The sequence below is a fragment of the Mucilaginibacter pedocola genome (assembly GCF_002013915.1).
In the GTDB taxonomy this organism is placed as follows: Bacteria; Bacteroidota; Bacteroidia; order Sphingobacteriales; family Sphingobacteriaceae; genus Mucilaginibacter; species Mucilaginibacter pedocola.
This window is the reverse complement of record NZ_MBTF01000035.1, coordinates 282337-308586: the sequence shown is the minus strand read 5'-3', so window position 1 is coordinate 308586 and position 26250 is coordinate 282337. Positions and strand designations below refer to the sequence as shown.

20 protein-coding genes are annotated in these 26250 nt (G+C 47.2%); 7 read left to right on the top strand and 13 right to left on the bottom strand.

Going from position 1 to position 26250, the window contains the following annotated elements; genetic code table 11:
* The first annotated feature begins 32 nt into the window (after window positions 1-32).
* Window positions 33-878 carry a sugar transferase gene (locus BC343_RS24125; protein ID WP_078350363.1) on the top strand — a complete coding sequence of 282 codons (846 nt, stop codon included), beginning with the start codon at window positions 33-35 and terminating at the stop codon, window positions 876-878.
* Between the two features lie 89 nt (window positions 879-967).
* A complete protein-coding gene (locus BC343_RS24120; protein ID WP_078350362.1) occupies window positions 968-2275 on the top strand; it encodes an OmpA family protein in 1308 nt (435 codons plus the stop codon).
* 169 nt (window positions 2276-2444) lie between these two features.
* On the opposite strand, the gene BC343_RS24115 is transcribed toward BC343_RS24120, so the two are convergent.
* From BC343_RS24115 to BC343_RS24065, 11 genes are all read right to left on the bottom strand, one after another.
* Window positions 2445-2852 carry a response regulator gene (locus tag BC343_RS24115; protein ID WP_078350361.1) on the bottom strand — a complete coding sequence of 136 codons (408 nt, stop codon included), beginning with the start codon at window positions 2850-2852 and terminating at the stop codon, window positions 2445-2447.
* Entirely contained in the window at window positions 2849-4048 is a 1200-nt protein-coding gene (locus BC343_RS24110; protein ID WP_162276926.1) for a sensor histidine kinase, read from the bottom strand. The genes BC343_RS24115 and BC343_RS24110 overlap by 4 nt, the downstream gene beginning before the upstream one ends.
* Window positions 4049-4306: 258 nt before the next feature.
* Complete coding sequence (locus BC343_RS24105) at window positions 4307-5506, bottom strand: glycoside hydrolase family 76 protein (protein ID WP_078350359.1); 1200 nt, start codon at window positions 5504-5506, stop codon at window positions 4307-4309.
* Window positions 5507-5518: 12 nt separating this feature from the next.
* Window positions 5519-6760, bottom strand: coding sequence for a glycoside hydrolase family 76 protein (locus BC343_RS24100; RefSeq protein WP_078350358.1), 1242 nt, complete (start codon window positions 6758-6760; stop codon window positions 5519-5521).
* 79 nt (window positions 6761-6839) lie between these two features.
* Entirely contained in the window at window positions 6840-9206 is a 2367-nt protein-coding gene (locus BC343_RS24095; RefSeq protein WP_078350357.1) for a GH92 family glycosyl hydrolase, read from the bottom strand.
* Between the two features lie 37 nt (window positions 9207-9243).
* A complete protein-coding gene (locus BC343_RS24090; protein WP_078350356.1) occupies window positions 9244-10473 on the bottom strand; it encodes a glycoside hydrolase family 76 protein in 1230 nt (409 codons plus the stop codon).
* Window positions 10474-10537: 64 nt separating this feature from the next.
* A complete protein-coding gene (locus tag BC343_RS24085; protein ID WP_078350355.1) occupies window positions 10538-11656 on the bottom strand; it encodes a SusE domain-containing protein in 1119 nt (372 codons plus the stop codon).
* Between the two features lie 24 nt (window positions 11657-11680).
* Window positions 11681-13312, bottom strand: a complete 1632-nt coding sequence (locus BC343_RS24080) for a RagB/SusD family nutrient uptake outer membrane protein (protein WP_078350354.1) — start codon at window positions 13310-13312, stop codon at window positions 11681-11683.
* 30 nt (window positions 13313-13342) lie between these two features.
* Window positions 13343-16492, bottom strand: a complete 3150-nt coding sequence (locus tag BC343_RS24075; RefSeq protein WP_078350353.1) for a SusC/RagA family TonB-linked outer membrane protein — start codon at window positions 16490-16492, stop codon at window positions 13343-13345.
* A 50-nt stretch (window positions 16493-16542) separates the two neighbouring features.
* Window positions 16543-17976 (bottom strand): sugar porter family MFS transporter, encoded by a 1434-nt coding sequence (locus tag BC343_RS24070; protein ID WP_078350352.1) that lies wholly within the window; start codon window positions 17974-17976, stop codon window positions 16543-16545.
* On the bottom strand, window positions 17976-19784 hold the full coding sequence (locus tag BC343_RS24065) for a class I mannose-6-phosphate isomerase (RefSeq protein WP_078350351.1): 1809 nt from the start codon (window positions 19782-19784) through the stop codon (window positions 17976-17978). The genes BC343_RS24070 and BC343_RS24065 overlap by 1 nt, the downstream gene beginning before the upstream one ends.
* A gap of 270 nt (window positions 19785-20054) precedes the next feature.
* On the opposite strand from BC343_RS24065, the gene BC343_RS24060 reads away from it, so the two are divergent.
* The 4 genes from BC343_RS24060 to BC343_RS24045 all read left to right on the top strand — a co-directional run bounded on the left by BC343_RS24060 (window position 20055) and on the right by BC343_RS24045 (window position 23678).
* Window positions 20055-20783: a GntR family transcriptional regulator gene (locus BC343_RS24060; protein ID WP_078350350.1), complete on the top strand. Its 729-nt coding sequence runs from the start codon at window positions 20055-20057 to the stop codon at window positions 20781-20783.
* 143 nt (window positions 20784-20926) lie between these two features.
* Window positions 20927-21697, top strand: coding sequence for an SDR family NAD(P)-dependent oxidoreductase (locus tag BC343_RS24055; protein ID WP_078350349.1), 771 nt, complete (start codon window positions 20927-20929; stop codon window positions 21695-21697).
* 67 nt (window positions 21698-21764) lie between these two features.
* Entirely contained in the window at window positions 21765-22685 is a 921-nt protein-coding gene (locus BC343_RS24050) for a helix-turn-helix domain-containing protein (protein ID WP_078350348.1), read from the top strand.
* Between the two features lie 117 nt (window positions 22686-22802).
* Window positions 22803-23678 (top strand): alpha/beta fold hydrolase, encoded by an 876-nt coding sequence (locus BC343_RS24045; protein WP_078350347.1) that lies wholly within the window; start codon window positions 22803-22805, stop codon window positions 23676-23678.
* Window positions 23679-23687: 9 nt separating this feature from the next.
* On the opposite strand, the gene BC343_RS24040 is transcribed toward BC343_RS24045, so the two are convergent.
* Window positions 23688-24335: a hypothetical protein gene (locus BC343_RS24040; protein ID WP_143822329.1), complete on the bottom strand. Its 648-nt coding sequence runs from the start codon at window positions 24333-24335 to the stop codon at window positions 23688-23690.
* A 132-nt stretch (window positions 24336-24467) separates the two neighbouring features.
* On the opposite strand from BC343_RS24040, the gene BC343_RS24035 reads away from it, so the two are divergent.
* Window positions 24468-24755, top strand: coding sequence for a hypothetical protein (locus BC343_RS24035; protein WP_078350345.1), 288 nt, complete (start codon window positions 24468-24470; stop codon window positions 24753-24755).
* On the opposite strand, the gene BC343_RS24030 is transcribed toward BC343_RS24035, so the two are convergent.
* The gene (locus BC343_RS24030) at window positions 24747-26219 is read right to left on the bottom strand and encodes a sensor histidine kinase (protein ID WP_078350344.1); all 1473 of its coding nucleotides are present in this window, start codon (window positions 26217-26219) and stop codon (window positions 24747-24749) included. The two genes, BC343_RS24035 and BC343_RS24030, sit on opposite strands and share 9 nt — an antisense overlap.
* Window positions 26220-26250 lie beyond the last annotated feature (31 nt).

The window sequence follows — 26250 nt, the reverse complement described above, 5'->3', positions numbered from 1 at the left end:
CTTCACAAATTATTAACTAAACATATCCACCCATGGAAAGAATTACATCACCTGCCCGTATTATCTCCATTTTGGTATACGAAGGCCTAACTTCCGGTTACTCCCAACTGTTTAAACCGGCTTCAAGAATTAAACAGGACAAGGAACTAATGAGGTACTCCGCTCCTCTTTACGACCCCAATTACTTACGGCCAAACACTAACGTGGTTATAAACAACGCTGTAACGTTCAACGCCTTATTACTCGAAGGTGAAGACGAAAAGATGTTTTACCCTAACAACTATTGGTTCCGTAGCACCAAAAGGGCTTTTGACATTGTTTTCTCCTTAGCCGTTATCATTTTTATTTTGAGCTGGCTAATGCCAATTCTTGCTCTGCTGATAACGATCGAGTCTAAGGGCCCTTTCATTTTTTCGCAAAAACGATCGTCGCGCAATAACAAAACGTTTCATTGCTACAAGTTCCGCAGCATGTACATCAATGCAGATTGCGATACTTTACAAACCGCAAAAGGCGACCCACGCATAACCAGGATAGGTGCTTTTTTAAGGCGGTATAACCTTGATGAGCTGCCACAGTTTTTCAATGTACTTATGGGCAATATGTCTGTTATAGGCCCCAGGCCGCATATGCTTTCCCAAACAAAAGAATATGCAAAACTAATAGACACTTTTATGGTGAGGCACTTTGTTAAACCGGGTATTACCGGATGGGCACAGGTGAACGGGCTGCGCGGCCAAACCAAAACGGTATCTGAAATGCAGGCCCGTGTAGAGGCCGACCTCTGGTACCTGAAAAACTGGTCGTTCTCGCTTGATATGAGGATCACTATGCGTACCATATTACAAATGATAACAGGTGATAAAGATTTCCGCTAATATGGATTAGTCACCTCAACCCTTTAATAGTTTATATGATAGCGTGTTTAAAACTACCGGCTACTTAACACAACTTAACTTTAACCATCATGAAATCAATAATAAAATACAACTGCTTAATTTTGCTCTTGTTAGCTGTTTCAACTTCGGCTATGGCGCAAAACATCATCCCTGATACCGCAATTAAATTTCGCACATGGTCTTTTGGATTAAACGGAGGTTCGCTTACTCACTGGACACCCTTTAACCGTGTTACCAATGGCGATTACCGTACCACACACCACACATTGGGGTATGGGTTTTATTTAAAAGACCAGTTACTTTCTAATGTGGGCCTGCAATTAGACTTCCTGGGTGGCAAAGTACATGGCACTCAGTTGAACAATGTACCCGTGGGAACGCTTAACCCCGAGAACAGCGGCTATAACACAAGAATAAATTGGTCGGCCGCCCTTAGCGTTAACCTAACCATCCCTAACCTGAATTTAAATAACAGGCACGATATTTTCCCTTACGCAACCATAGGCGGGGGCTACATGGGCTACAGTGCCACCGTATACAACGCCCCAGGCGCAAACAGCAACAGCAACCAAAAAACTTGGTTTATACCAATAGGCCTCGGCTTTAAAATTGGTGTTTCCGATAGGGTGGGTATCGATTTGGGCTATCGCGTATATGCTGTGAAAACCAACAATTTTGATGGGTATAGGAGCGGTTTATATGATCACTTTTCGTACATACACGGCGGTATAGAATATAGCTTAGGCAAAAAGAGCCGTCCGAAACTACAAAACTACAGCCCGGTAGCCGCTTTGAATGATGAAAATGCCGCCCGAAATGCGCGCTTACAAGCCGAACTGGCAGAGGCCGAACGCAAACGCCTGGCAGAGCAACAGCAATACGAGCGTGATATGGCTGATGACGACCACGATGGTGTGGCCAATAAATTTGACAAATGCCCCGACACTCCGGCCAATACACCGGTAGATGGTTCCGGCTGCCCTATTAAGATACCTGCACCGGTAATTACAGAGAAAGTGATAACCGAACAAGATCGGAGGGTAATAGGCGATGCCATAAAAGACCTTGAATTTGAATGGGGTAAAGCAACTATCAAAACAAAATCGTACCCGGTTTTGGATCGTGTTGCCGACCTGTTGATCAAGAAAGATTTCAGCCTGAAACTTGCCGGGCATACCGATAATACAGGCAGCATGCTGGCAAACTTTAAACTGTCTAAAGCAAGGGCACAAGCAGTTAAAAATTACCTGGTTAAGAAAGGCGCTAATGCATCGCGTATAGAAGCTACCGGGTATGGCTACACACAGCCAATTGCTACAAACAAAACAGCTAAGGGGCGGGCCATGAACCGCAGGGTAGAGTTCTCGTTGTTTTAACAACAACACTAAACAGTAGCGGGCGGTACTTTACCGCTCAGCTATTTTAACATCACAAAAGAGGCCGCTCCTTTAAACAGGAAGCGGCCTTTTTTATATCGCTATTTTAAATCTTATTAAAGCAACAACGGGTCTCTGCAGTTATAACGCTATTATCATGAAGCTAATATTAAACCATTGCCACCTTATCAAACAGCTTTTTCAGGCTATCTAAACTTACCGGCTTCACCACATAATCCAATACCTGCGGGTACGATTTTGCTTTCCGGTGATCTTTTTCATCAATTGACGAACTGACAATGAAAATGGGGATGTCTTTTTGTGCGGGGGAATCAAGCAACGAAAATTTATCTAAGAATTGCCATCCATCCAACACCGGCATATTAATATCTAACAGAATAACATCGGGCAGGGCATCAGGCTTACCCGAGATATTGCTCTTAAAAAACTCTATAGCTTCCTGCCCGTTCGGAAAAAACAACTCGCTTGATGCCAGGCCCGAGCCGGCTATCATTCTTTTAATGATACAGGTATATATCTCGTCGTCGTCAATTATGCAAACTTTTCTTATGCTCATGTCCTTGCTTTCTGATTAAAGTTAACCTTAAAAGTTGTGCCCTCTCCTATTTTACTCTTCACCGTAATGCTGCCTCGTTGCGATTCTACCTGGGTTTTTACCAAAAAAAGCCCAACGCCATGCGCATCTTTATGTGGATGAAAAGTTTTATAAAGCCCGAATACTTTATCGCCATGCAGGGCAAGGTCGATACCTATACCGTTGTCTGCGCAATCCATAATAACAGATCCGTTTTCATCTGTATAAGTACTGATAAGCACAGTGGAGGCAACATCGTACCGCCTGTATTTAATGGCGTTAGACAAAAGGTTGATCAAGATGCTCTTTAAATATTCTGCCGGGTAAAGTATCGATTGCACCTGCAGATCTGCTTCTATCGTAACCTTACTGGCGTCTATTTCGGTGCGCAACTCTTTCAAAACATCATTTATAACCTCCTGAAAGGTTATCAAAACAGGCTCAACGTGCCGCTCCTTTATCATAATAGCCTCGGCAACGTCGTTTACCGTGCTGATAAGCCCCTGCGATACTTTTGCTATCTTATCAAACAGGTCGGCATTGTACTCTTCAAGGCCCTGCCGGTCTACCATATCGGTAAGTAGGGCTACATTGCTGGCATGGTTGCGGATATTGTGCGATAATATATGCGTAAACGACCGGAGTTGCTCGTGGCTGTCAACCAACAGCTGATGCGATTTATTTAGCGCTGCTTCGGCTTCCTCCCGTTGTTTAATCTCTTTTTTAAGTTCGGCAACGCTTCTAAGCGTTAATATATCAGGCAATACCTTGTATAAAGCAATCAGGGTAGACACTGAAACAACCCCGGTTAATATCCTGATGAACGCACTTAACCGATAGGCGGGCCACCAAAAAATTGCTGCATCTATCAAATGCGTGCATCCGCATAGAACAATGAATGCAACAAACAACCAAATTATCCTCATGAAGGGTAGGTCCGCCCTTCGTTTTACCACCAAAGCCAAAAGGATGGGGATGGCAAAATAGGATACAAAAATTAGCAGGTCGGCTGCTATATACAACCAGCCGTGCAGGTCGGTCCAGTTGCCGCAATGCCAGCGCGCGGGCCAATCTTTGGTATCAAATAAATTGCCGAAGAAATCTCCGGCTTGCGTTTTTAACGGGGTCGCGTTATGTGATGTATCTATCGCAGCCTTTTTACATATGCTGCAAGGCACCGGTTTCGTAGCGTTTACTGTAATAATATTGATCAACATAAATTACGATCACAATAAATTTTCCGATTAAAAAAGCCATCCTTTAGGGATAATATCAAATATCCGCATTTAAAGCATCAAAGAACGGGCATGAACAAAATGAACAATTATGCGCGGCAAACTAACTGTATCATAACTCATTGCAAAAATCAACATCAAACAAAAAACGCCGCCGGTTCTCAACCCGACGGCGCTCACTTTAACCAATTATCAACTAACTCACTGTTTATTTTTGATCATAGCCAGGCGGGCATACAGCTCGGCTATGCAGGCTTCATCTAACAGCCATTTGGGTTTGCTCATTTCGGTCGGTTTGGGTGTCCAGCTATGGGTGGTGAAGCCATATTTATCGCGGGTGTTTTCCCAGGCGTAGTTCAGGTCGTGCTCAATGGCAGCAAGGTATTTGTAGTTGCCGTCTTGCTTATACAAAGCCTCGTACCCTCTGAACAACACGGTTACAAACCATGGCACATCCACGTGCAGCAAAAGGTTTTTATCGTGCGGGATACCGCTGTAGTATTTATAACTATCAGCCGCCAATTGCTGTGCTTGCTGCAGATATTGTTTCTCGCCCGTAAAGCGGTAAAGCAGTACGGCAGCCTCTATCAGCGAGCCGGTGTTGTAGGTCCAGAAGGTGCGGTTTTGCTTGCCGTCCATCTTTACATCGTTGGTGATAATACCCGTAGTGCTATCGCGCAGGGTGTTATACATCCAACTATAAAAGCGCTTGCCTTGCTCCAGGTAGTATTTATCCTTGCTACCCTCGTATATCTTCAGGGTTGTTAAGGTGGCCATGCCGTTGGTGCAGGCGGGCTTTTGGTCGCGGTGCCCTTCCAGCCAGGTTACGCCGCCGCCCACATCATCATTCCAGCCGCTTAATATGAATTTAAAAACCTCTTTGGCGCGTTGCAGGTAAAGTGGGTTGCGGGTGTTAAAGTACGATTCCATGTAGTCTATCCCCACCAGCCCGTTATCGTCGTAGTACCTGTCGGCCTTTTCAAACTTTACCGGGTAGGCCTGGTAACCTGTGGGTTTGCGCACGGTATCACGGTATTGCTCCACCCCTACTATCAAACTATCCTGATAAGGTTTGTATTTGGGCTTTAGCCCGGGTAGCCTCATCAGCACGTTGGTAGCCGTAAACACACCCGAGAACGGCCACAAAAAACTTACCTCTTTTTCCTTCACCCCCTCACCCTGGAAATAGTTGAGCGTATCCTTTTTGTTCGACGGATAGTTCTCGGCAAACAGTCCCTTTTGTGCCGGCACGCGGTAAAGCTTCCAAACGCGGGCGTACATTTCTTCAGCGCGTTGTTTATAAACAAGGGCTGTGTTTTTTTGCTGCGCGATGCATGGGCTAAACCATGCCGAGAAGGCAGCGGCCGAAAATGCTAAACGCAAATAGTTTTTAAAGTTCATGGTATTAAATATTTACCTGTAATCAGATAGCATAGCTTGCGTGCGCTGCATCCATGCCTGGTCTACACCCTCAAAGCGGGTTTCTACATTGCTGCCATCAAAATTGCAGAAGTGGTAGTAGCCCAAATTGGTGGTGTTACGCAGTTTGGTGTTCATGTAGTCGATATTCTGCTGGGCGTAATCGAGCCAGGCGGTGTTGCCATCGCGCTGGTAAAGTTTTATCATAGCTTGCGAGCCCCATACACACCAGGCCGGGTTTATCCTGCCATCGGCCGTGTTGAATTTGTATACATGGTAGGTGCTTTGCCACAACGTAGTATTCATGGCGCTGCCCAGGTTTTGAGCTTTGGTTACAAAGGTATTATCCGCCATTATTTGCGCGTACAGCAAGAAAGCCTCTACCATAATGGCATTATCGTAAGTGAATTTCTCCATATGTTTCGTACCTGCTCCTGGCCCGTCTATCTTCCAGATGTACAGCCCGGTTGTAGTATCGAGCATATTGGCCAGCATCCAGTTTTTGACCGATACGGCCCAATCGCGGTAAAAAGTTTGCCCGGTAATTTGATACAGCCTCAGGAAAAGCTGCATGGCCAACCCGTTGGTTTGCGTGGGTTTGCTCTCTTTAATGGTGTTCCACCAAAAGCCACCGCCGTATACGGTATCCCACTGGCCGCTGTTCATCAGCCAATTGGCGCAGGCTTTGGCCGCATTCAGGTAATTGGTTTTGGTGGTACCGGTTGTAACGTCGTAAGCATCAAGGTAGGCCACGCCCGAGAGGGCATTATCATCGGTATACTTATCGCCTGCGGCACCTGTACCATTAATGTTTGCGGCGGCATAATAACCGCCTGTCGGACTGGCACCGTTCCACATATTGTTCATCCAGGTAAAGGTGTTGTTCATATAGGGCGCGTAGGCGGTCGCCCCTATTTTTACCATGGCTGCATCGGCATATATCTGGCTGATGTTGTACCACTCGTAGGCCGTGGTAGTTTGTGTAGTGGTATTTACGCGGTAACTGTTGTAGGTGGTTAGCAAATTGCCGTACACAAAATTGTGCGTTTCGTTAGCCTTAATGTAATAGGCCGACGATGTGCTTTGCACCTTGGTTTTCTTCCCCGTGGCCGAAACCGAATCGGTAGTTTGTTTGGCCAATGCGGTCGCCTGGTCTTTTTTACAGGCAGCAAGGTGTACACTTAGGCACAGCAGCAAGCCGGCCGCAAGCAGCTTTTGGTTTTGATAAGTTCTCATAACAGATGTTTATTTGGTTTTAATTGTTTCGTAGTACCAGCGTTCTCATCCTGTCCTCATCCCATTAAAAACGGTTTTTTTATTGTGCCGATGGCGGCGGCGTTTGCGTGCCCCAATTGGTGTTGGGTTGGCTGCCCATTACAAAGCTTAGCTTGCCGCCCTTCATCAGTTCGTCGCGGTAAAGCCAGCAATTGTTTAGTACTGCGCCGTTAAACTCTGCCGACTGTATGTAAGCGTTCTCTTTAGAATTATTTTTTGTTTCGATAGTAAGCGTTTTGCCGTTGCCCAAAGTGATAGTAGCTTTTTCGAATATCGGGCTGCCCAGTTCAATAATAGGGCGCAAATCGGTAAAGCCTTTTACATCGAACAAGCCCAAGGCGTTCATTACATACCACGAGCCTAATTGCCCCTGGTCTTCATCCTGCCCGTAGCCATAGCCGTGGATGGGTTCGGTGCCGTAAAAATCGCTGCCGATGAGCCTTGTCCATTTTTGCGTAAGCCATGGTTTGCCCGAGAAGTTGAACAACCAGCTTATATGCAAATTGGGTTGGTTACCATGGTTGTAGATAGAATTGATACCAGCAAATGCATCTATAGTTTTACCGCCGCCAAAGCCTAATTTCTCCGACACGGTGAAGATGCTATCCAGCCTTTTATTGAAATTATCTTTACCGATAGCTTCGACTAATCCCGCCGGGTTTTGCGGCACATAAAAAGTATACTGCACCGCATTCCCTTCCTGGAAACCCCTCCATGGCTGGTACGGGTCGAATTTTTCTATAAAACTACCGTTGGCGCGCTTAGGCTGCATCAGTTTATTTTGCGGGTTGAGTATTTGCCGCCAGCCGTTAGATAATTTGATCAGTTGGCCGTAGTCGGCAGTTTTACCCATCGCTTTGGCCATTTGTGCAGCGGCAAATGCGCTGTAGCTATACTCCAAAGTATGCGAGCCTGCAAAGTTGGAACCGGTAGAATCGGTCACAAAATCGCGCCCCGTTTGGTCGAAGAAGGGCACGTAGCCATGTTCAACAAAGGCCTTGGTATCTAATTTACCCGAGCCTACCGCGCGGTTCTTGTAACCCAATTCGTTCGCCCTAACCGCCTGGTAGGCCAGGTTAACATCGTAATTACGGATGCCAACGTTATAGGCCCCGGCAACTGCCAAGCCCACAAAGTTGGTACCCACGCCCGATACATATTCGCTGTTGGCAATGCCATCGCCAAACCAGCCCTTGTCCTTATAAAGCTGTAGCTGGGTATTTACAAAGCTGCCATACCACTCGGGGTACGATAGCGACCATAGTTGGGTAATATTCCAAAAACCGCCCCAAATAGCATCGGTATTAATAAATTCGGCCTTCAAATCACTGTTGGTTTGTGCCGGCAATTGGCCGATCAGTCCGCCATGTTTTGGGTAAGCACCGTTCACATCGCTTGCTATGCCCCTACCCAGCAAGGCATGGAAAAGCCCCGTGTAAAACTTGGTTTTATTTTGCAGGCTGGTATCTTGCACCGCTATTTTACCTAATTGTTGCTCCCAGGTTTCCTGCGCGTTCTTACGAGCCTGCTCAAAAGATAAACCTGTTGCTTCTGTAGCAAAATTGGCTTTAGCGTTGGCAACAGAAGTGTACGAGAGGCCTGTTTTTACCTCGATAGTTTCACCCTCGGTAGTTTTATAATTGAGCGATAAGCCTGCCCCTTTGCCTGTTGCCGAGTTACTATTTTCGGTTACTTTATCACTTGTAAAGGCGGTAATGTTTGTCGGCTTTTTGCTCAGCTCGCCATAGAAATACATGGCAACCTTGCCTGCCGGGTCGTATATCTTTACATACTTAGGGTAGGTTATTACATAACCCTCAAAGTGCGTATCGTCGGTCATTTTTACGGAGGCATCAGTAACAATATCGCTTTCGCCCTGCTTGTTGCCTACATCCAGTAAAATATGCACTTGCTCATTAACCGGGAACGTGTAGCGCTGAAAGCCCACCCTTTTGGTAGCGGTAAGTTCGGCAGTGATGCCGTAATCATCCAGCAGCACTTTATAGTAACCCGGCTCTGCCACCTGGTTCTTCCTGTCGAATTTAGAGCGATAGCCGATGTTCGGGCCCTCCAGGTCGCCGGGTTTTGTTTTGAGCGTGCCTGTGGTTGGCATATAGCTTAAGCCGCCCACCTGCCATTCGTGGAAGTGTACAAAACCTTCTATCGAGTTTTGGCGGGTATCGTACCCAACTGCTTCCCATCCCGAGGGGTTACCATAGTGCCCGTTGGTTGATGGAGCCAGTTTGGCCATACCGTATGGCACCGCAGCAGGCGTGTAGAAAAACCAGCGGCTGTGCGCCGTACCAATATTAGGGTCCACGTATCTTAAAACACTTTCGCGTTTCACACTGCAGCCCGCCAATATTGCGGCCACCAAAGCTATCCCTAAACCGAATTTAACTTTCATGTATCTGTATCTTTTTAAGGAGCATCCGCCCCGTATTTTACTTATCGTATTTGGCCATCATAGCCTGTACCCTTTGCATCCATGCCTGGTCTACACCCTCAATCTCGGGCGAGCGGTTGCTGCCGTTAAAAGCTGCAAAAAAGTAGTAAGCGTGCGAATCGGCATTCCGCGTTGCGGTATTCAGGGCGTTAATATTGTTCCGTGCGAAGGTAAGCCACTTTTCGTCTTTATCCTGCTCATACAACCTTATCATGCCCTGCGTACCCCAGCCGCACCAGGCGGGGTTAACGCGCGTTTGGGTTGGGTCGGTGTTAAAAATGTAGCCTTTGTATTGGGCGTTCCATAGCACCGTATTCATGGCGTTGCCAATATCCTGTGCTTTGGCCAAATAGCCTGCGGCATCGTTAACAGCCTTACCATACAGCAGGTAGGCTTCTAACATCACCGCATTATCGTAGGTGAATTTTTCGAAATGTTTTGTGCCCGCGCCGCCGCCATCTATCTTCCAGATGTAGAGGCCGCTTGCAGAATCGTACATGGTGTTGCGTAGCCAGTTATTGGTTTTGGTTGCCCAATCTAAATAAACGGTTTCGCCGGTAATGGTGTAGAGTTTGGCGAATAGTTGCATGGCCACACCGTTAGATTGTGTTGGTTTATCGGGCTTGGCAGTACTCCACCAAAAGCCGCCGCCGTAGGTACCATCCCACAGCCCGCTGTTAATGAGCCAGTCGGCACAGGCCTTTGCTTTGGCCAGGTAGGCGGCTTTGTCAGCCCCTGTAGTAATTTCATAGGCTTCGAGGTAAACCATACCCGTTAAGCCGTTATCGTCCACATATTTATCGCCGCCTGCGCCGGTACCATCAAGCCTTACCGAGGCAAAATACCCTCCGCGCAAGTCGGACTTATCCCAAAAGCCTTCCATAAACTTAAAAGTGTTGTTCATATAAGGCAGTGCTGAGGCGTCGCCGGCGGCCACCAAAGCAGCGTCGGCATATATCTGGCTCACGTTATACCACTCGAAACAGGAATTGGACTGCGAGGTAGTGTTTGCCCGGTAACTAAAATTTGATGTAAGCAGGTTGCTGCTGATAAAACTGCGTGTCTCTTTAGCAAGATTCAGATAATTAACCGTAGTAACGGGCGGATCTACCGGCGGGTTTGTGGTACCGCCGCCCCCACCGTCACCCGGCGTTACTGTTTTTTCCTTTCCGCACGATGCTGCCAACACAGTTGCAACAGCCATTAACCCGAATATTATTTTTTTCATGAGGTACTGATAAGCCTAAATACAGCACCCGCCGCATGGGCGGCGGGGTGCTGCAGCAGGGGAATTATAGAACGGTTACTTTATGTGTATAAGCTGCGGGCTGAAACATCACATCAACCTTAACATTCTTTTTATCGGCCGAAGGGTCGAACTTGTAGGTATTATCCCACTGCGAACCAGTTACCGGCACCAGGTAAAAGTATGATGCCGGTTGGCCTGCCGGGGCTACGTTATTGGCGTTGGTGCTGCCCACGTATTCGTTCCCGGCGGCGGTGTGCATCACAAATTTGTAACGCTCATCGCGCCCCCACGAGAACTGGTAGAACTCTACCGCCACGTTAGGTGCTTCGAACACGCCATTGCCAATGTAGTTAAGCGTACCTATCTCGGTATTGTAGGCCGACATATACAAACCGATGTTGTTGATCTGCATAGATTTGGTGGTGGCCGATGTGAAATCAAAATTCAAACGGTACACCTTCTCGGCACCGCTAACCGTAACCGGGGTATTGCCCTCTTTAATGATGCCATTATCTACATAGTATTTTTTACCGCCATCGCTGTTTTTATCGGTCAGGATGTAATCGCCTGCCTTAAGCGAGGTATAAATTTCAAATACGCCGTCTTCGGTTTTTTTGAGTTTCACCGCTTTGCTCAGATCGGTACCACCTTCGGTAGCCGAGCCGGTTATGTACAGGTCAACGGGGTTCTCAGCAAAACCGGCCGGCCTTTCCATTTGCAGGGTACGCGCTACCGATGCAGGCTTTTTATTAGTGCCTTTTGATGCGATAACCGTCCACTTCAATTTGCCTACGGTTGATGAGGCAATGCCCGCCGCGGCGGCTATTTTATTCAGGTCTTTATGGGTGATGGTTACCTGTGGTTTCACACCGCCGCCATCGCTCATTACTTTAAAGGCAGGTTTGCTAAAGTCGCCGCCATCTTTATCAAAGGCAACTTCATACAATATCAGCCCGCCATCGGCATCTGCCGCAGCATCCCATTTGAACAGCACGGTTGCCGCGCTGGTTGGGTCGAGTTTTACATCGGCATTATCATTAGGCGTGGCCAAAGTGCCCACCGGGGTAAAGTTCAGGTCGAGCGGGTGGTTCTCTTTTTTGCAGGAACTTGCTGCAATTACAGCCAGCAGCACCACACTTGCCAGCTTCATTATCTTCTTCATGTCTTCTATAATTTTTTTATTGGTTTACTTGGTATAGCCCGGGTTTTGCGACAAATTGGTATTTAAGCCCAAGTCATTTGCGGGGATGGCCAATAGGTAATCTCTGCTCGCATTAAACTTGCGCAGCTGTGTGCGGATGTAACCGTTATCGGTACTTTGATCCGATGAAAATTTGGCACCGTGTATGTAACCGTTCATTACTACTTCGGCTGTTTTCCACCTGCGGATGTCATCTGCACGGGTACCTTCCATGGCCAGCTCTACCCTTCTTTCGCGGCGGATGATGTTGGTCATATCGGCACTGCCCGGGTAGTTTAATGCGCCGGGATCGGTAAAGCCGGCCCTTGCACGTAATGCACCAATGGTTTTTGCCCATACGGTAGCGTCCATTTGACCAAGGCTTTGTTTGGCTTCAGCGTAATCCAGCAATATCTCGGCATACCTGATGAGGTGCAGGTTATTGCCCGATACAAAATTAGCAAGCGCGCTTGGGTCGTAATATTTACGCCAGTAATATGCCGTTGCCGATGCTGCCTGCGAGCCTGCATTGTACTCGTCTAAACCCGGCTGAACAGGGTCGGTGCCCGGTTTTATGTAAATAGTTTTGGTGCTATTGTTAGCGTTTACCCATACGTAGCGGTCGTAAACGATGGTTGCAGTAAGGCGCGGGTCGCGGTTTACGTAAGGGTTGGTTTCTACATAGCCCGAACCAGCTTCTTTAATGCCTTTACCGTTCAGCATAATATAATCGTCAACCAGTTCCTGCGTTGGGGCCATGCTGCTCACGCGCCCGCCCACGGTACGGGGTACAAAGTCCCAAAGGTTTTGCCAGGTACGGGTAGTGGGTACATATTGTATGGCCAGAATGCTTTCATTACTGGTTTTGTTAACGTTGGGATCGCTAAACAAAGCACTATAGCTGGTGGCTAATGCGTAGGCGCCGTTGGTACCCTGGTCGTTCATCAGTTTCTCGCAAATGCTAACCACATCGGCCATGCGGTCGCCCTGGTATAATAGCACGCGTGCTTCTAAAGCCAATGCAGCACCTTTGGTAATGCGGCCATTCTCTGATGCGGGGATGGCATCCTTAGATGGCAAGGCAGCAGCGGCGGCCTCCAATTCGGCTACCACAAATTTTATAACATCGGCCTTCGGCGTGCGCGATATGGTTTGCGCCTCCTCGGGTGTAATATCTTTATCTACCAAAGGCACATCGCCATACCATTTAGCCAAATTGAAATGCTCGAAGGCACGGATAAAGCGGGTTTCGGCAACCAAACGGGCTTTGGCAGCGGCAGATAAGGTGGTATTCTTATCAATATTGGCCAGGAAAATATTGCATGATTTGATGGCCGAATAGTACCTGCTCCAATCACCGGCGAACTTGGCGGTTTGGGCAGTAGCATTACCGCTGGCTATCAGGTTCAGGTCGCCCGATGGTGAGTAGGCGTTGTCTGAAAGCGCCTCGGCATCAAAATATAGGCCGCTGCTGTATATCAGGCTATAGTTATTGTAAAGGGCGTTATATACGTTCGCATCAACCTGCCAAAAGGTAAGGTCGGAAAACCGGTCTGTTGGTGCGATATCGAGTTTTTTGCACCCGAATGCTGCCATCATCGCAACAGATACGATCAAAAGCTTTTTAAAAGATCTCATTTCTTTATGTTTTAAATATTATCTGTTTCTTTAGAATGTTACATCAAGCCCGGCACCGTAGAAAACAGGCAGCGGGTATTGCCTTGCACTGTTCGAAGCTGAACCCAGGCCAAGGTTATTGCCAAATTCAGAGGTTTCAGGGTCGATGAATTTCAGTTTGGTAAGCGTTGCCAGGTTTTGGCCGATGAGTGATACCCTCAAGCGCTGTACGCCCAGTTTCTGCGTAACGGCTTTACCGAAGCTATAGCCGATGTTCACGTTCTTCAACCTTGCATATGCTGCATTGTACTTGTACAAGTCAGACCCGGTGCGCCAGTTGTTGGTGTTTGATGGCGAACCTATGTTGGCCAATATGGGGTAACGTGCATTGGGGTTTGTTGGCGACCAAATATCTGTTTGGTGCTCATAAACCGTAGCGCCATAGCCGTAGTGGAATGGTTCAACCAACTCGCCACGCAGGAACTGATCGCGTTTGCCTACGCCTTGTATAAAGAACGACATATCGAAGCCTTTGTAAGCAACACGATAGGTGAAACCGAATGTGTAGCGCGGGAAGGGGTTACCTAAAACAGTTTTATCCTTTTCATCTATAATGCCATCGCCGTTGCGGTCTTTAAATTTCAGGTCGCCGGGTTGTACGCTGTTGCCTGCAATTTTGGGCGAGTTTGTAATATCCTGCTGATTTTGGAAAAAGCCATCGGTTTCGTAACCGTAATATTGCGTAATAGGCTGGCCAACTCGCCTGATCAGTTGGAAAACATCCTGGTTGATAATCGTTTCGGTAGCGGAACCTGTTAATTTCAGCAGGGTGTTTTTGTTATCGGCCACGTTAATGCTGAAGCTTTGGGTAAGGTCTTTACCGCGAAGGTTATAGGTTACCGATGCTTCCCAGCCTTTGTTGCGTACTTTGGCTACGTTATAGTCAGGCGAGCCTGCACCGAATATCAGCGGCACATCGGCACGCGGCGCAAGAATGTTGCTCCTCGTCTCGCGGAAGTAATCGAAACTGGCGGTAAGTTTATCATCAAAGAAACCGGCATCAAAACCAACGTTCAGTTTGGTGGCTTTCTCCCAGGTAATATCGCGGTTAGCAATGTTGGTACCTGCACCGCCTACAATATTGTTACCGAAGCCATAAGCGTTAGGGTAGTTAAAGTAAGTGGTTTGATACTGGTAGTTACCCACATTTTGGTTACCCACCGTACCATATGATGCCCTTAGTTTGAAAGTGCTCAGGGTGTTTTTAACCGATTCCATGAACGATTCGCGGGTTACTATCCAGCCGGCACTTACCGATGGGAAGAAGCTCGACCTGTTACCTGCTGCAAATTTTGAAGATGCATCCTGGCGGAACAAGGCCTCGAACAGGTACTTATCAGCATACGAATAATTTAAACGGCCAAATGCAGATAGTAAACTATAAGCGTTTACCGCTATACTATTGAATGAGTTTTGCGTATCAACAATGGTACCTGTTGTTGGGGTACCCAAAAGCGGGTCGGTTAATGTTTTTTGTAACTGGAAACCATTTTGGCTATAAGTTTCGCTTGATACACCCAGCTGCACTTTAAAGTTGTGCTGGCTGATGGTTTTACCGTATTCGGCGTAAACCTTGGTATTGGTCAGCAACGATTTTGCGTTATTATCGAACACGGTAAGGTCGTTACCATAAACACCCGCAGGCAGGTAGTTCACTTGTGTGCGTCTGAAAAAATTGCCATTATTTTGAATGGTACCGCCAAATTCGCCGGTTAGTTTCAAATCTTTGGTGATGCTTAATTGGCCGTTAAAGGCGCCGAATATCTCATCGTTATCCGCCTGGTTAAAACCGCCTTTTTCTAATACACCATACTCGTTGTATTGTGATGCAACCGGGTTGGTGAGGTAGTTACCGTCAGCGTCCGTCCAGTTGTAATTGTGCGGTACGCGGTTAGCATCGGCAAAAATGTTATTGTCGCCTACGCTGTTGGTTTTATTGCGGGTTTTGGTATAGTTCAGAATAATATTAGTTCTGAAGCGGCCTATCACCGAAGTTTGGTTTAGCCTCAGGTTATATTTTTGGTAACCAAAATCGGCACCCGAACCACCGTTACCTATCAGGTTACTGCCTTGATCCTGGTACCCGGCAGATATGTAGTACGAGTTGGTTTCGCCACCACCGCTGATGCTTACGTTATGCGATTGTTGCGGTGCTTTTTTCAACAAATGCTCCACATCCCAGTTACCATTACCGGCATCTTTTAAAGCCTGTATCTGGTCGGGGGTGTAGGCCGGTGGCAAGCCCGAATTAATGAGCGACTGGTTTTTGTAGTAAGCATTATCCCAGGCATCAACTTTATGCACCAACACCTTAGCATCCTGCAAACCGTAGCTGCCGTTATAGCTTACCGTTGGTTTCGAATTGAATTTACCACCTTTGGTAGTCACCAAAATAACGCCGTTAGCTGCACGCGAACCATAAATGGCCGCCGAACCCGCATCTTTCAGTACCGATACACTGGCAATATCATTAGGATTGATCGTATTCAGGTTACCACCTACTATACCATCAATAACTACGAGTGGCGTATTATCACCCAGCGTACCTACACCGCGAATGTTCACGGTAACGTTGCTGCCCGGGTTTAAGTTAGTTTGCTGGATAATTAAGTTTGGCGATTCGCCCTGCAGCGCCTGGTAGGTGTTCAGCACCGGCTTGCTCTCAATGTTTTTTGAACTGATGGTACCTACAGCACCAGTAACGTTTATCCTTTTTTGGGTGCCGTAACCTACCACTACCACCTCATCTAAACTGGTGTTGGTGGCTTTCAGGCTAATGTTAATTTCGGTTTGGCCCGCAATAGCAACACTCTGGCTCACAAAACCAATGAACGAGAAGCTTAAGCTGCGGTTAGCATAAGCATCGGGTATAGTTAATTTATAACGGCCGTTGGCATCGGTAACGGTACCTACAGTGGTGCCCACAATGCTTACGTTAACACCCGGCAGGGGCTGGTTCTTATCGTCGAGCACCCTACCGGTAACCGTTGCATCAAAAATGTTTTTGGTAAAATACCCGGTTGGCTTTATAGCAGCATTGGCACTACCGGTAAATGCAGCAACGCAAAGCAGGCTGGCCGCAAGCGGGCCACTGCACAGCCGCCATGGTTTTTTTAATTTGGGTAATAATTTAAATCTCATAGTATGGGGTTTTAGTTGGTTTATATTGCATTGTATTTGGTTTATTCGGGTTATTTATGGGTAGATGATCGCTTATAACTTTCCTTCCAGTAGTTTTCTATATCTTCCAGCGAGTGGCCTTTAGTTTCGGGTATTAGCTTGTAGGTTAACCACAAGGCAGGCGAGCAGCACAGGGCAAACAGCCAGAACGTCCAGGCCGAGCCCAGTCCTTCCAGCATCAGTGGCGTTAACTGCCCTACTAAAAAGTTTCCTATCCATAAGGAAAGTGTTGCCAGCGCCATGGCTTTGCCACGAACGGCGTTAGGGAATATTTCGCCCACCACCACCCAGCAAACCGGGCCGAACGAGAAAGCGAAACAGGATATGAAAGCGAGTATAAAAATGAGTATCCATGGACCGGAAGTAACACCCAGCGAAAACAGGGCACCGATGATAATGAGCGACAAAACCGCACCGCCAACGCCCACATAAAGCAGTGGTTTACGGCCCCATTTATCAACAGTGAAAATGGCAACAAAGGTGAACACCACATTTACAAGGCCGATAGTAACCTGCCCGCCCAGAGCGTTATTCAGCGTGAAACCGGCTTGTTCCAAAATCCTTGGCCCATAATAAATCACGGCGTTAATTCCGCAGACCTGCGACAGGAAAGGCAGCAACAAACCTATCCACAAAGCGGTGCGGTAAACGGGTTTAAACAATTCTTTTATGGATGTGCTCTCGCTATCGTCCTGCTCTTTAAAGGCTTTTATTTCGTTAATTGCTGCGGCAGGCCCGTCTATCTTAACAAGTATTTCACGCGCCTTGGCTTCTTCGCCCTTCAGCAACAACCAGCGTGGCGATTCGGGCACCATAAACAGGCTCACTAAAAATATAGCGGCCGGCAATGCACCCAGGCCAAGCATAGCACGCCATACCTCGGCAGAAAAAATAGTGTGCATGCCTTCGCTGGCATAACTATCGGTAACATGGTTGGCTAAATATGCATTAGAGAAATAGGCCAGTACTATGCCCACCGTTAAAGCGAGCTGGTATAATGATACCATCATCCCCCGGTAGCGTGATGGCGAAAACTCGGAGATGTACAGCGGCGATACCATAGAAGCCACGCCGATGCCTAATCCTCCTATCAACCTAAAGATGATAAGTATGGTGAATGAGCCGGAGAACATGCAGCCAATGGCAGATGCCAGGAACAATACAGCCGAAAGGATGAGCACTATTTTACGCCCATACATATCGCTTAACTTGCCCGAAAAACTTACCCCTATAATGCAGCCCAGCAATGCGCAGCTAACAAACCAGCCTTCGCTAACGGCGTTTAAGGCAAAATCGCTTTTCACCAGGCCAACCGTGCCCGAAATAACGGCCGTATCAAACCCGAACAAAAACCCGCCCAGCGCAGCTACCAGGCACACCAGGTAGAGGTAGGTACTGCTTTTTTTAGCAGCAGTATGTGATGCTATTGTTGTTGTAGTTTCCATTACTTTAAAAAGGCTTTAATAACCTTTGCGCGGCCGGCGCCAAGGTTGGTAAGGGTGTATGAGCCGGCTGCCGCGGGCACCACAAAAGTTTCGGCGTAGGCAAAGCGGTGTTTGGTACCGTTAGCTGTTTCCAGCGTTATGGCATCGCCTTCCACCAGCATCAGCACGTGGCATACGTCATTGGTATCTACCGATATTGAATGATCAAACTCCAGGCGGTGCACATCATAAAAATGGTCGGGATGGGTGGGCAGGTGTACCAGTTCTCTGCCTTCGCCTTGTTCAATTACGATTTGTTTGGATATCAATTCCTGTTGAACGCGCTCGCCTTTGCGCTCAAAATCGAGATTGTTAAAGGCGTGTTCGATGTTGATGGGGCGCGGGTTGCCATCAAGGTCCAACCGTACCCAATCGTACATTTTAAAGGTGAAAATGTAGGGCGTTGCGCTTATTTCTAATACCAGGTTGCCAGCACCGGCGCTGTGTACCGTTCCGTTAGGGATAAGGAACAGGTCGTGCTTGTCGGCGGGGTGCGCCTGCACAAATTGCTCAATATCTATCTCCTCCCCTTTTGCCTGGCTTTCTTCCAAAGCATTGCGAAAGGCAGCCGGTTCGATATCCTGCTGGAAACCGAGGTAAACGCGGGCACTATCATCGCAGTCTAAAATGTAATAGGTTTCGTCCTGCGTAATGGTTTCACCGAAGTTTTCCTGTATGTACTTCAGGCGGGGATGGCATTGGATAGAGAGGTTCCCGCCATCGTAAGTGTCCAGAAAGTCGAACCTGATGGGAAACTCATCTCCAAAGCGGTCGGCATGTTTGCCCAATACGTTTTTATTGTTGGCGAACATGAGGGTATCGAACGATACCTCCAGCAAATTACCGTCGCTCTCGAAAACGAGGCCATTCTCGGGCACGATCAATTCGAACGACCAGGCCAGGTTAACTACATCGGTGTTCAGGCCCTTAATGTTTCGCTTCATCCATTGCCCGCCCCATGCACCCGGCTCAAACCAAGGGCGCACACGCAGCACCGACGTACTTAGCTGGCCGAGCCCTTCAGTAAGGCTGCTTTGATGCATCCAGTTAATGGTATCGGGCCATTGCCCGTCGGCCATTACGGCAATTTTATTAAGGATGGCTTTTTTGTGCTCGTTAAGCACTACCCAATCCACAAAGTAAAAGCGCTTATACATCTGGAAAGGCTCGCTCATCTCATCGGCACCCAAATTGGTAATGCTACCTGCCCGCATCCTGAACTGTATCTCATTTTTTGGCACATCTATGTATACCACCGGCACATCCCAGCCCGAAAGCGCAGCACCGGGGCCAATGATGATGTTGATATCGTAATTGCTATCGGCAACCTGCGTGGTAATTGTTTTATCGTAAAAATCAGACAGAGATATAGTTGCCTTAGTTCCCCAAACAGATTCCGTTTCGCCAAGGAAGGGTTGCACCATGGCCTCAATTTCAGCCGCCGGCTTTAACAATTCTTCGGTTCTTATCCAGTTAACGTTCAGCCCGGCGTCCGCAAAGCAATCTTGCAACTGGTGCTGTATGCTTTCATAAAACACGCCGCCATAGCCGTCGATAACAACAGTTTTCTGCGCGATGATGTATTTAGCCAGCGAAGCAAACCCGCTAAATATTTTGCCTCCTCCGAGGGATGCGGCCGGGTAAATATTATAACCGCCATCTGCATCTAAGCCCGCATCTAATTGCGCGGGCATCAGAAATTGCGAGGTTTTGCGCAGAGGGGCATCTGCGGCTGTCAACGGTTTAAGGTCTTTAGTAACAATATTCATTTATTTGTAGTAATGTATGTACATATTAATTGATGCATAAAAAAGCCACGAAGGCTCCATTGCTATTTAAAACTTGAAAATTATAATTGGTTTTTGTTTATAATGTACAAACATATGAACAAAAATAAGAATAGCAAATAATTTGAAATTTATTTTTAACGGGGTGTATTACCTACACTTATAGCTATTTACCCTGTTTTAGGGCTAGTAATGTATATACAAATTGATGTAATGATTTAAAAATACTATCATTGCGTAAGCACAAGCCTGATGAAGTATTCTATAGATCATAAAAGCCCTGTCCCCCTGCATATACAGGCCGAAGAACTTTTACGAAAACTTATTGCCGAAGATGAGTTTCAGAACGGCAAACTATTGCCCAACGAGGTTGAGCTGGCCAAAATATTGGCCATATCGCGCACCACTCTCAGGCAGGCCATTAACAAGCTGGTATATGAGGGTTTGCTGGTTCGTAAAAAACGCACGGGCACTAAAGTTAACCAGGCCACGGTAAGCTCCAAATCAAACAACTGGCTTAGCTTTTCGCAAGAAATGAAGTTGCGGGGCATCAGTATCAAAAATTTTGAGCTGCATGTTACCTGGGTCTATCCCGATGAACTGCTGGCTAACTTTTTTGAAATAAAACCCGACCGCAAAGTACTGAAGATGGAGCGCGTACGCGGTAAACCCGATGGGCCATTTGTATACTTTATATCTTACTTCCACCCGCGCATAGAGTTAACCGGCGACGAGGATTTTAAGCGCCCGCTTTACGAGTTGCTGGAGCTGGAATATTCTACCGTTGCTAACTTATCCAAGGAAGAAATAAGCGCACATGCGGCAGATGAACTGATAGCAGAAAAGCTACGCATTAAAGTTGGCGAACCCGTTTTATTCCGCAAACGCTTTGTATTTGACCAGGGTGAGCGCCCTATGGAATATAACTTAGGCTATTATAAAGCCGATAGCTTTATTTACACGGTAGAAAGCCGCCGATAGTAAGGGCTCTGCAATAAAACAGAGAGGTCAATGTATCAACACATTCGGCCGCCTTTCATTTTGGTTAAGCATTTCCTTGTTTTGGTTATGCCCACTGCGTTAGCAATGCCCACCTTTGGTTATTCATTTTAAACATCATTCTAATGGAAAACCAAACAGCATCAAAAATTAACCAACCCATTGCGCTGGTTACCGGGGCAAACCAGGGCGTAGGCAACCAAATAGCTAAAGAGCTTGCCGCCAATGGCTATACCGTATATGTAGGTTCGCGCAATTTTAGCAACGGCGAAAAAGCTGCTGCCGAAATTGGCGGCAATGCAAAACCCATACAACTGGATGTTACCCAAGCCGACAGCATTAGCGCAGCCGTTGCCAAAATAGAGGCCGAGCATGGCCGATTAGACCTTTTGGTAAACAACGCGGGCATTTCTCACGCAGGCAAACCCGGCCGCACACTGGAAGAAGTAATAGCCGAAGGGCAGGCCACCACCGCCAAGCTTGACGAAGTACGCACCGTGTGGGAAACCAATGTATTTGCGGTAATTGCCGTTACGCAGGCCATGCTGCCATTGCTGCGTAAATCCACAGCAGCACGTATTGTAAATGTTTCGAGCGGGCTGGGTTCACTCACCTGGATATCCGACCCCGAGTGCTGGGCACGCAGTAATTTCGGCGTGGTTTATGCTGCATCAAAAACAGCGCTTAATGCTATAACGCTGGCCTTTGCACTGGAACTGGAGAAAGAAGGCATTAAAGTTAACGCCACCAGCCCGGGCTTTACTGCCACCGCACTGAACAATTTCCAGGGGACAGATACCCTTGAAGTTGGCTCGCGCGAACCTGTACGTGTGGCACTGGAAACTGATGGGCCCACAGGCGCCTTCACCGGACCGGATGGGCCATTACCCTGGTAATAAACACAGCAATTTCATTTTATCCCCTATGGCTACGGCCGCGGGGGATACTTATTACATTTAAAAAATGAAAAGCGAAACACAGAAAGTAGAGAAGCTGGAATCGTTAACGGTAATACACCGTATGCTGGGGTTACCTGGCCCCAACCATCCCTTGATCACTTTTGTAGATGCCACACAGCAACAGGTCGACCTTTGCCGGCTGCCGGCAAATTATGTGCTCACTTTTTACAAAATAACCTTTGTTACCAAATTGGGCGGCAAGGTAAAATACGGGCAAAGCTATTACGATTTCGACGAAGGCAGCCTGATGTTTGCGGCGCCCGGCCAAATCATGGGCGGTGGCATGGAAACTTATGGCGATAACGAAGGCTACTCGCTTATCATCCATCCCGATTTTTTGCAGGGCTTCCCGCTGGCGCAAAAAATAAAACAATACGGCTTTTTCTCCTACGCCAGCAACGAGGCTCTGCACCTGTCGGAGCAGGAACGGTGCACCATTATGGCTATCTATGATATTATCCGCAAAGAGATAAACACCCAGGTAGATGACCTTAGCCAGGAAGTAATTATTGCACAGATAGAGTTACTGTTAAGCTATGCCAAACGCTTCTATAAACGCCAGTTTATTACCCGGCAGGTTGCTAACCACGGCCTGCTTCAGCAACTGGAAGAGTTGCTGAACAATTATTTTGATACCGATCAGCCTATTGACAAAGGCTTACCAACCGTACAGTACCTGGCAGATCAATTGAATTACACCCCCAATTATTTAAGTGATATGCTGCGTTCGCTTACGGGATTGAATGCACAGCAGCATATCCATCAAAAACTTATCGAACGGTCTAAAACGCTCTTGTCTACTACTGCCTTGTCTATCAGCGAGGTGGCTTACCGGTTGGGGTTCGAGCATCCGCAATCGTTCAGCAGGCTGTTTAAAATAAAAACCAAAGCTTCTCCTGCAGAATTTAGGGCGGCGTTTAATTAAGACCCTCAAACAAGTCGCCTTTTACCCGTTGGATGTCGTTTTTACACAGCGCGTAATGCGTATATTCATGCCATATTTGTATCGTCAGCAAAACCTTAAACAACCTGATGCCACAGCATGAAAACAGCGATAAAAAAATTTAGCATCGTAAAACTCGGGGTAGTATTTGCCATGCTTTTGTTAACGTCACTTAGCGTGAATGCGCAGCAAAGCAAACCCATCAAAAGTGGTTATGCGCCGGTTAAAGGCGCTAAAATATACTACGAAGTTTATGGCAAGGGCAGGCCGCTGGTACTCATCCACGGCGCTTTTTACACCATAAAAATGAACTGGGTGGAGCTGATACCTGAGCTATCCAAAACGCACAAGGTTATTGCCCTCGAGATGCAGAGCCACGGGCATTCCCCTTACTCCGACCGTAAGCTGGACATTAACACACTGGCAACAGATGTAACCGATGTGATGGACTACCTCAAAATAGATAGTGCTGATGTTGCCGGCTACAGTATGGGCGGCTCCATAGCTTACCAGGTAGCAGTTAACAGCCCCAAACGTGTTCGCAAATTAGTTATCATTTCGTCTACCTATAAAACCGCCGGCTGGCTGGATGTGGTGAATGGAGCCTTTAAAGATTTTAAGCCTGAGTTTTTTGACAATACGCCTTTACATACCGGCTATAACGCCGCTGCGCCCGACAAAACCAAGTGGCGCAAGTTTTTGGAGCAAATGATGGTATTTGCCGAGGAACCCTTTGATGTGGGGGATGACAATATCGCCAAAATGAAGATGCCCGTGCTGCTCATTTCGGGCGATAACGATGGGTTGGATAAAGTTGAACTGATGAAAACTTATAAGCTATTGGGTGGCGGCATAGCTGCGGACATGGCACCGATGCCAAAATCGCGGTTAGCCATTGTACCCGGCCAAACCCACGTTGGGCTGATGATGCAAACCAAAACCATATTAGGGTATTTGAACGGGTTTTTGAAATAGGGCGGAAGGCTAAAGCTCGGTTGCTAATTTCTTATTTCGTTTCGGTTTTATATGGGCGAAATCCTCTTTACTTGTACAATACTCCAGCAACAGGATAAGCAAAGTGGAGGTAGCAAAATTTATCTTCTGCGTAATGGGCAGTAGGTTCCAGTCGCTTATTCCCCAAAGGTATACGCTGTAGTAAAACATTAACAGACTTATCACGCAAAGGAATTTTAGCCAATGCAGTTTTGTTTTCAGGATGAAAATGGTGATGATCACCAGGCAGGTCCAAAACAGGCTGGTGGATATGATCAGCATCAGGTCGTGCAGGCCGGTGGCAATTAAAAAGGTGGCGAGGATATTAGCCACGCCGCCGATCTGGATAATAACCGCAGCGTTCTTCTCGGGCATTTTCTTAGCCATCCTAACAAAAAACAAAGCATAGGTACAGGGGAACAATATCATAGCGGTATAGGCCCAGTACCTTGCGGGGTTTAATGCACCGTTCAGGGCATGCTCGCCGAAAAGGTTGCATATAAAACTTTCGCCCCAGGTAAAGCCAACGGAATGCGCATTGGCATAAGAGCCGCCGGGATACAGCATAATGGCCTTTATCATGAAGATAAAGGATATAATTACCCCTAATAACACTGCATGTTTCCTGATCAATTGCATAACGTATAGGTTGATAAGCCCTAATGAGATTACCGGCCTGCCCTTTTGTTACAAATTACCCCTGCATTACCACAATGCGGTTCGGCAGAAAGCGGGCTTTTTGTAATTTAGCCCCAAGCAAAAGCATCGCCCATGAAAACACTTGCCGAATTTAAAGCCTCGTTAACCGAAGCGCAGCCACCCCACCAATTAAGTGTACAATTAAAAAGCCTTTGGTACGATGGTAAAGGCGATTGGCATAAAGCCCACGCCGAGGTTGACCAACTAAACGATGCCACAGCGGCCTGGGTACACGCCTACCTGCACCGCAAAGAAGGCGACATTTGGAACGCCGACTATTGGTACCGCCGCGCCGGGCAGAAGCGGCCTAATGTATCGTTGGATGAGGAATGGGAGGCGTTGGTTGAAGAGTTAGTTTAAGCCTAACTTCACTGCAAAGAAAAAAGTAGTTCCCTCGCCAAGATCAGATTCCACCCAGATGCGCCCGTTGTGTCGTTCGAGGATGCGTTTTACTATGGTGAGGCCCATGCCTACGCCTTCGTACTGGCTGCTGCTGTTGTGCAGGCGGCTGAATATGTCGAATATCTTTTTGTGGTTCTCTTTGGCTATACCTATCCCGTTGTCGCTTACAGTGAATACCTGCTCGCCATCTTTCTGAAAGCTGCGCACGGTTAGCTCGGGCTTTTTATCGCCCCGGTATTTAATGCCGTTCCCCATCAGGTTTTGGAAAAGCTGCACCATTTGCACGTAGTTGGCCTCTATGGTTGCCATAGGCTCAATGGTAACCACCGCACCACATTCGTTCACCTTGTTTTGCAGGTTTTGCAGGGCCTCTTCGGCAGCCTTGGTCATATCCACGGGTACAAAAGCGTCCGACTGCGAATCCATTACGGTGTATTGGTATATGCCCTCGATGGTATTGGTCATGTTGTGCGATACCTCGGTAAGCATGCCCATGGTTTCCTGTAGTTCTTCCGACAGGTCTTCGCCAAGCATTTGCAGGGTATCTATCAATAATATGGCAGATGCAATGGGCGAGCGCAGGTCATGAGCTATAATATGCGCAAAACGCTCCAGGTCCTGGTTCTTCAGGCGCAGCATTTCTACCAGGCCGCTGTTGTAGCTTTCCAGCTTTTCATAATTCAGTACCGACCGTATGATACTGGGCAGCAGCAGCATGTGCTCGCCCATATTCTTATCTTTGATCAGGTAGTCGGCAGCGCCGGCCCGCATTAGTTCCACTGCGGTTTTCTCTACTCCCTGCCCGGTAGCAATTACGATAGGAATATCTGCCCCCGCGGCAATCGCTATCGAATCGAAAGCATTACCATCTGGTAAGTTAAAATCGGATACTACCAGGTCGTAGTCTTTTTTCTCTATTTGCTCACGAAGCTCGCCAATACTGGTTACTATATCGCACTCGTACTGTGGGTTAAGCCTGATGAATTTACGTTTGATGAAGGTAATATCTATCTCCTCGTCTTCGAGGAACAGGATTTTGTTTTGCCCGCCAAGGGCAAATTGTTCGTTGAAAAGTTGCGTAATAACACCGGGCAACTCTTTTAAGTGGCTGCCATCAGGGGTTTTCACCAATTCTCTGATAACCTTGTTTTTGAACGATTGCGCTTGTGGCTCGCGCAATACCAGAAACGGTATTTTGGTAAGCTCGAGGAAAGGCATTATGTAGGTGTAAAATGCCCTGTTAACGGCAGCATCATTCACAATTATAAAATCGCAATTATGAAGCTTTACGGCCTTTTCAAAATCTTCGCGGCTTTCGCAGAAGGTTATTTGGGGTTGCTGAAATGCGGCGTTCAGCTCGTTGCTAATGAGAATTTGTTCGTTTTGATCGGCAATTATGGCAATTCTCAAATCATTGATCATATCTGAAAAAAGTATCGGTAATAAAATAACG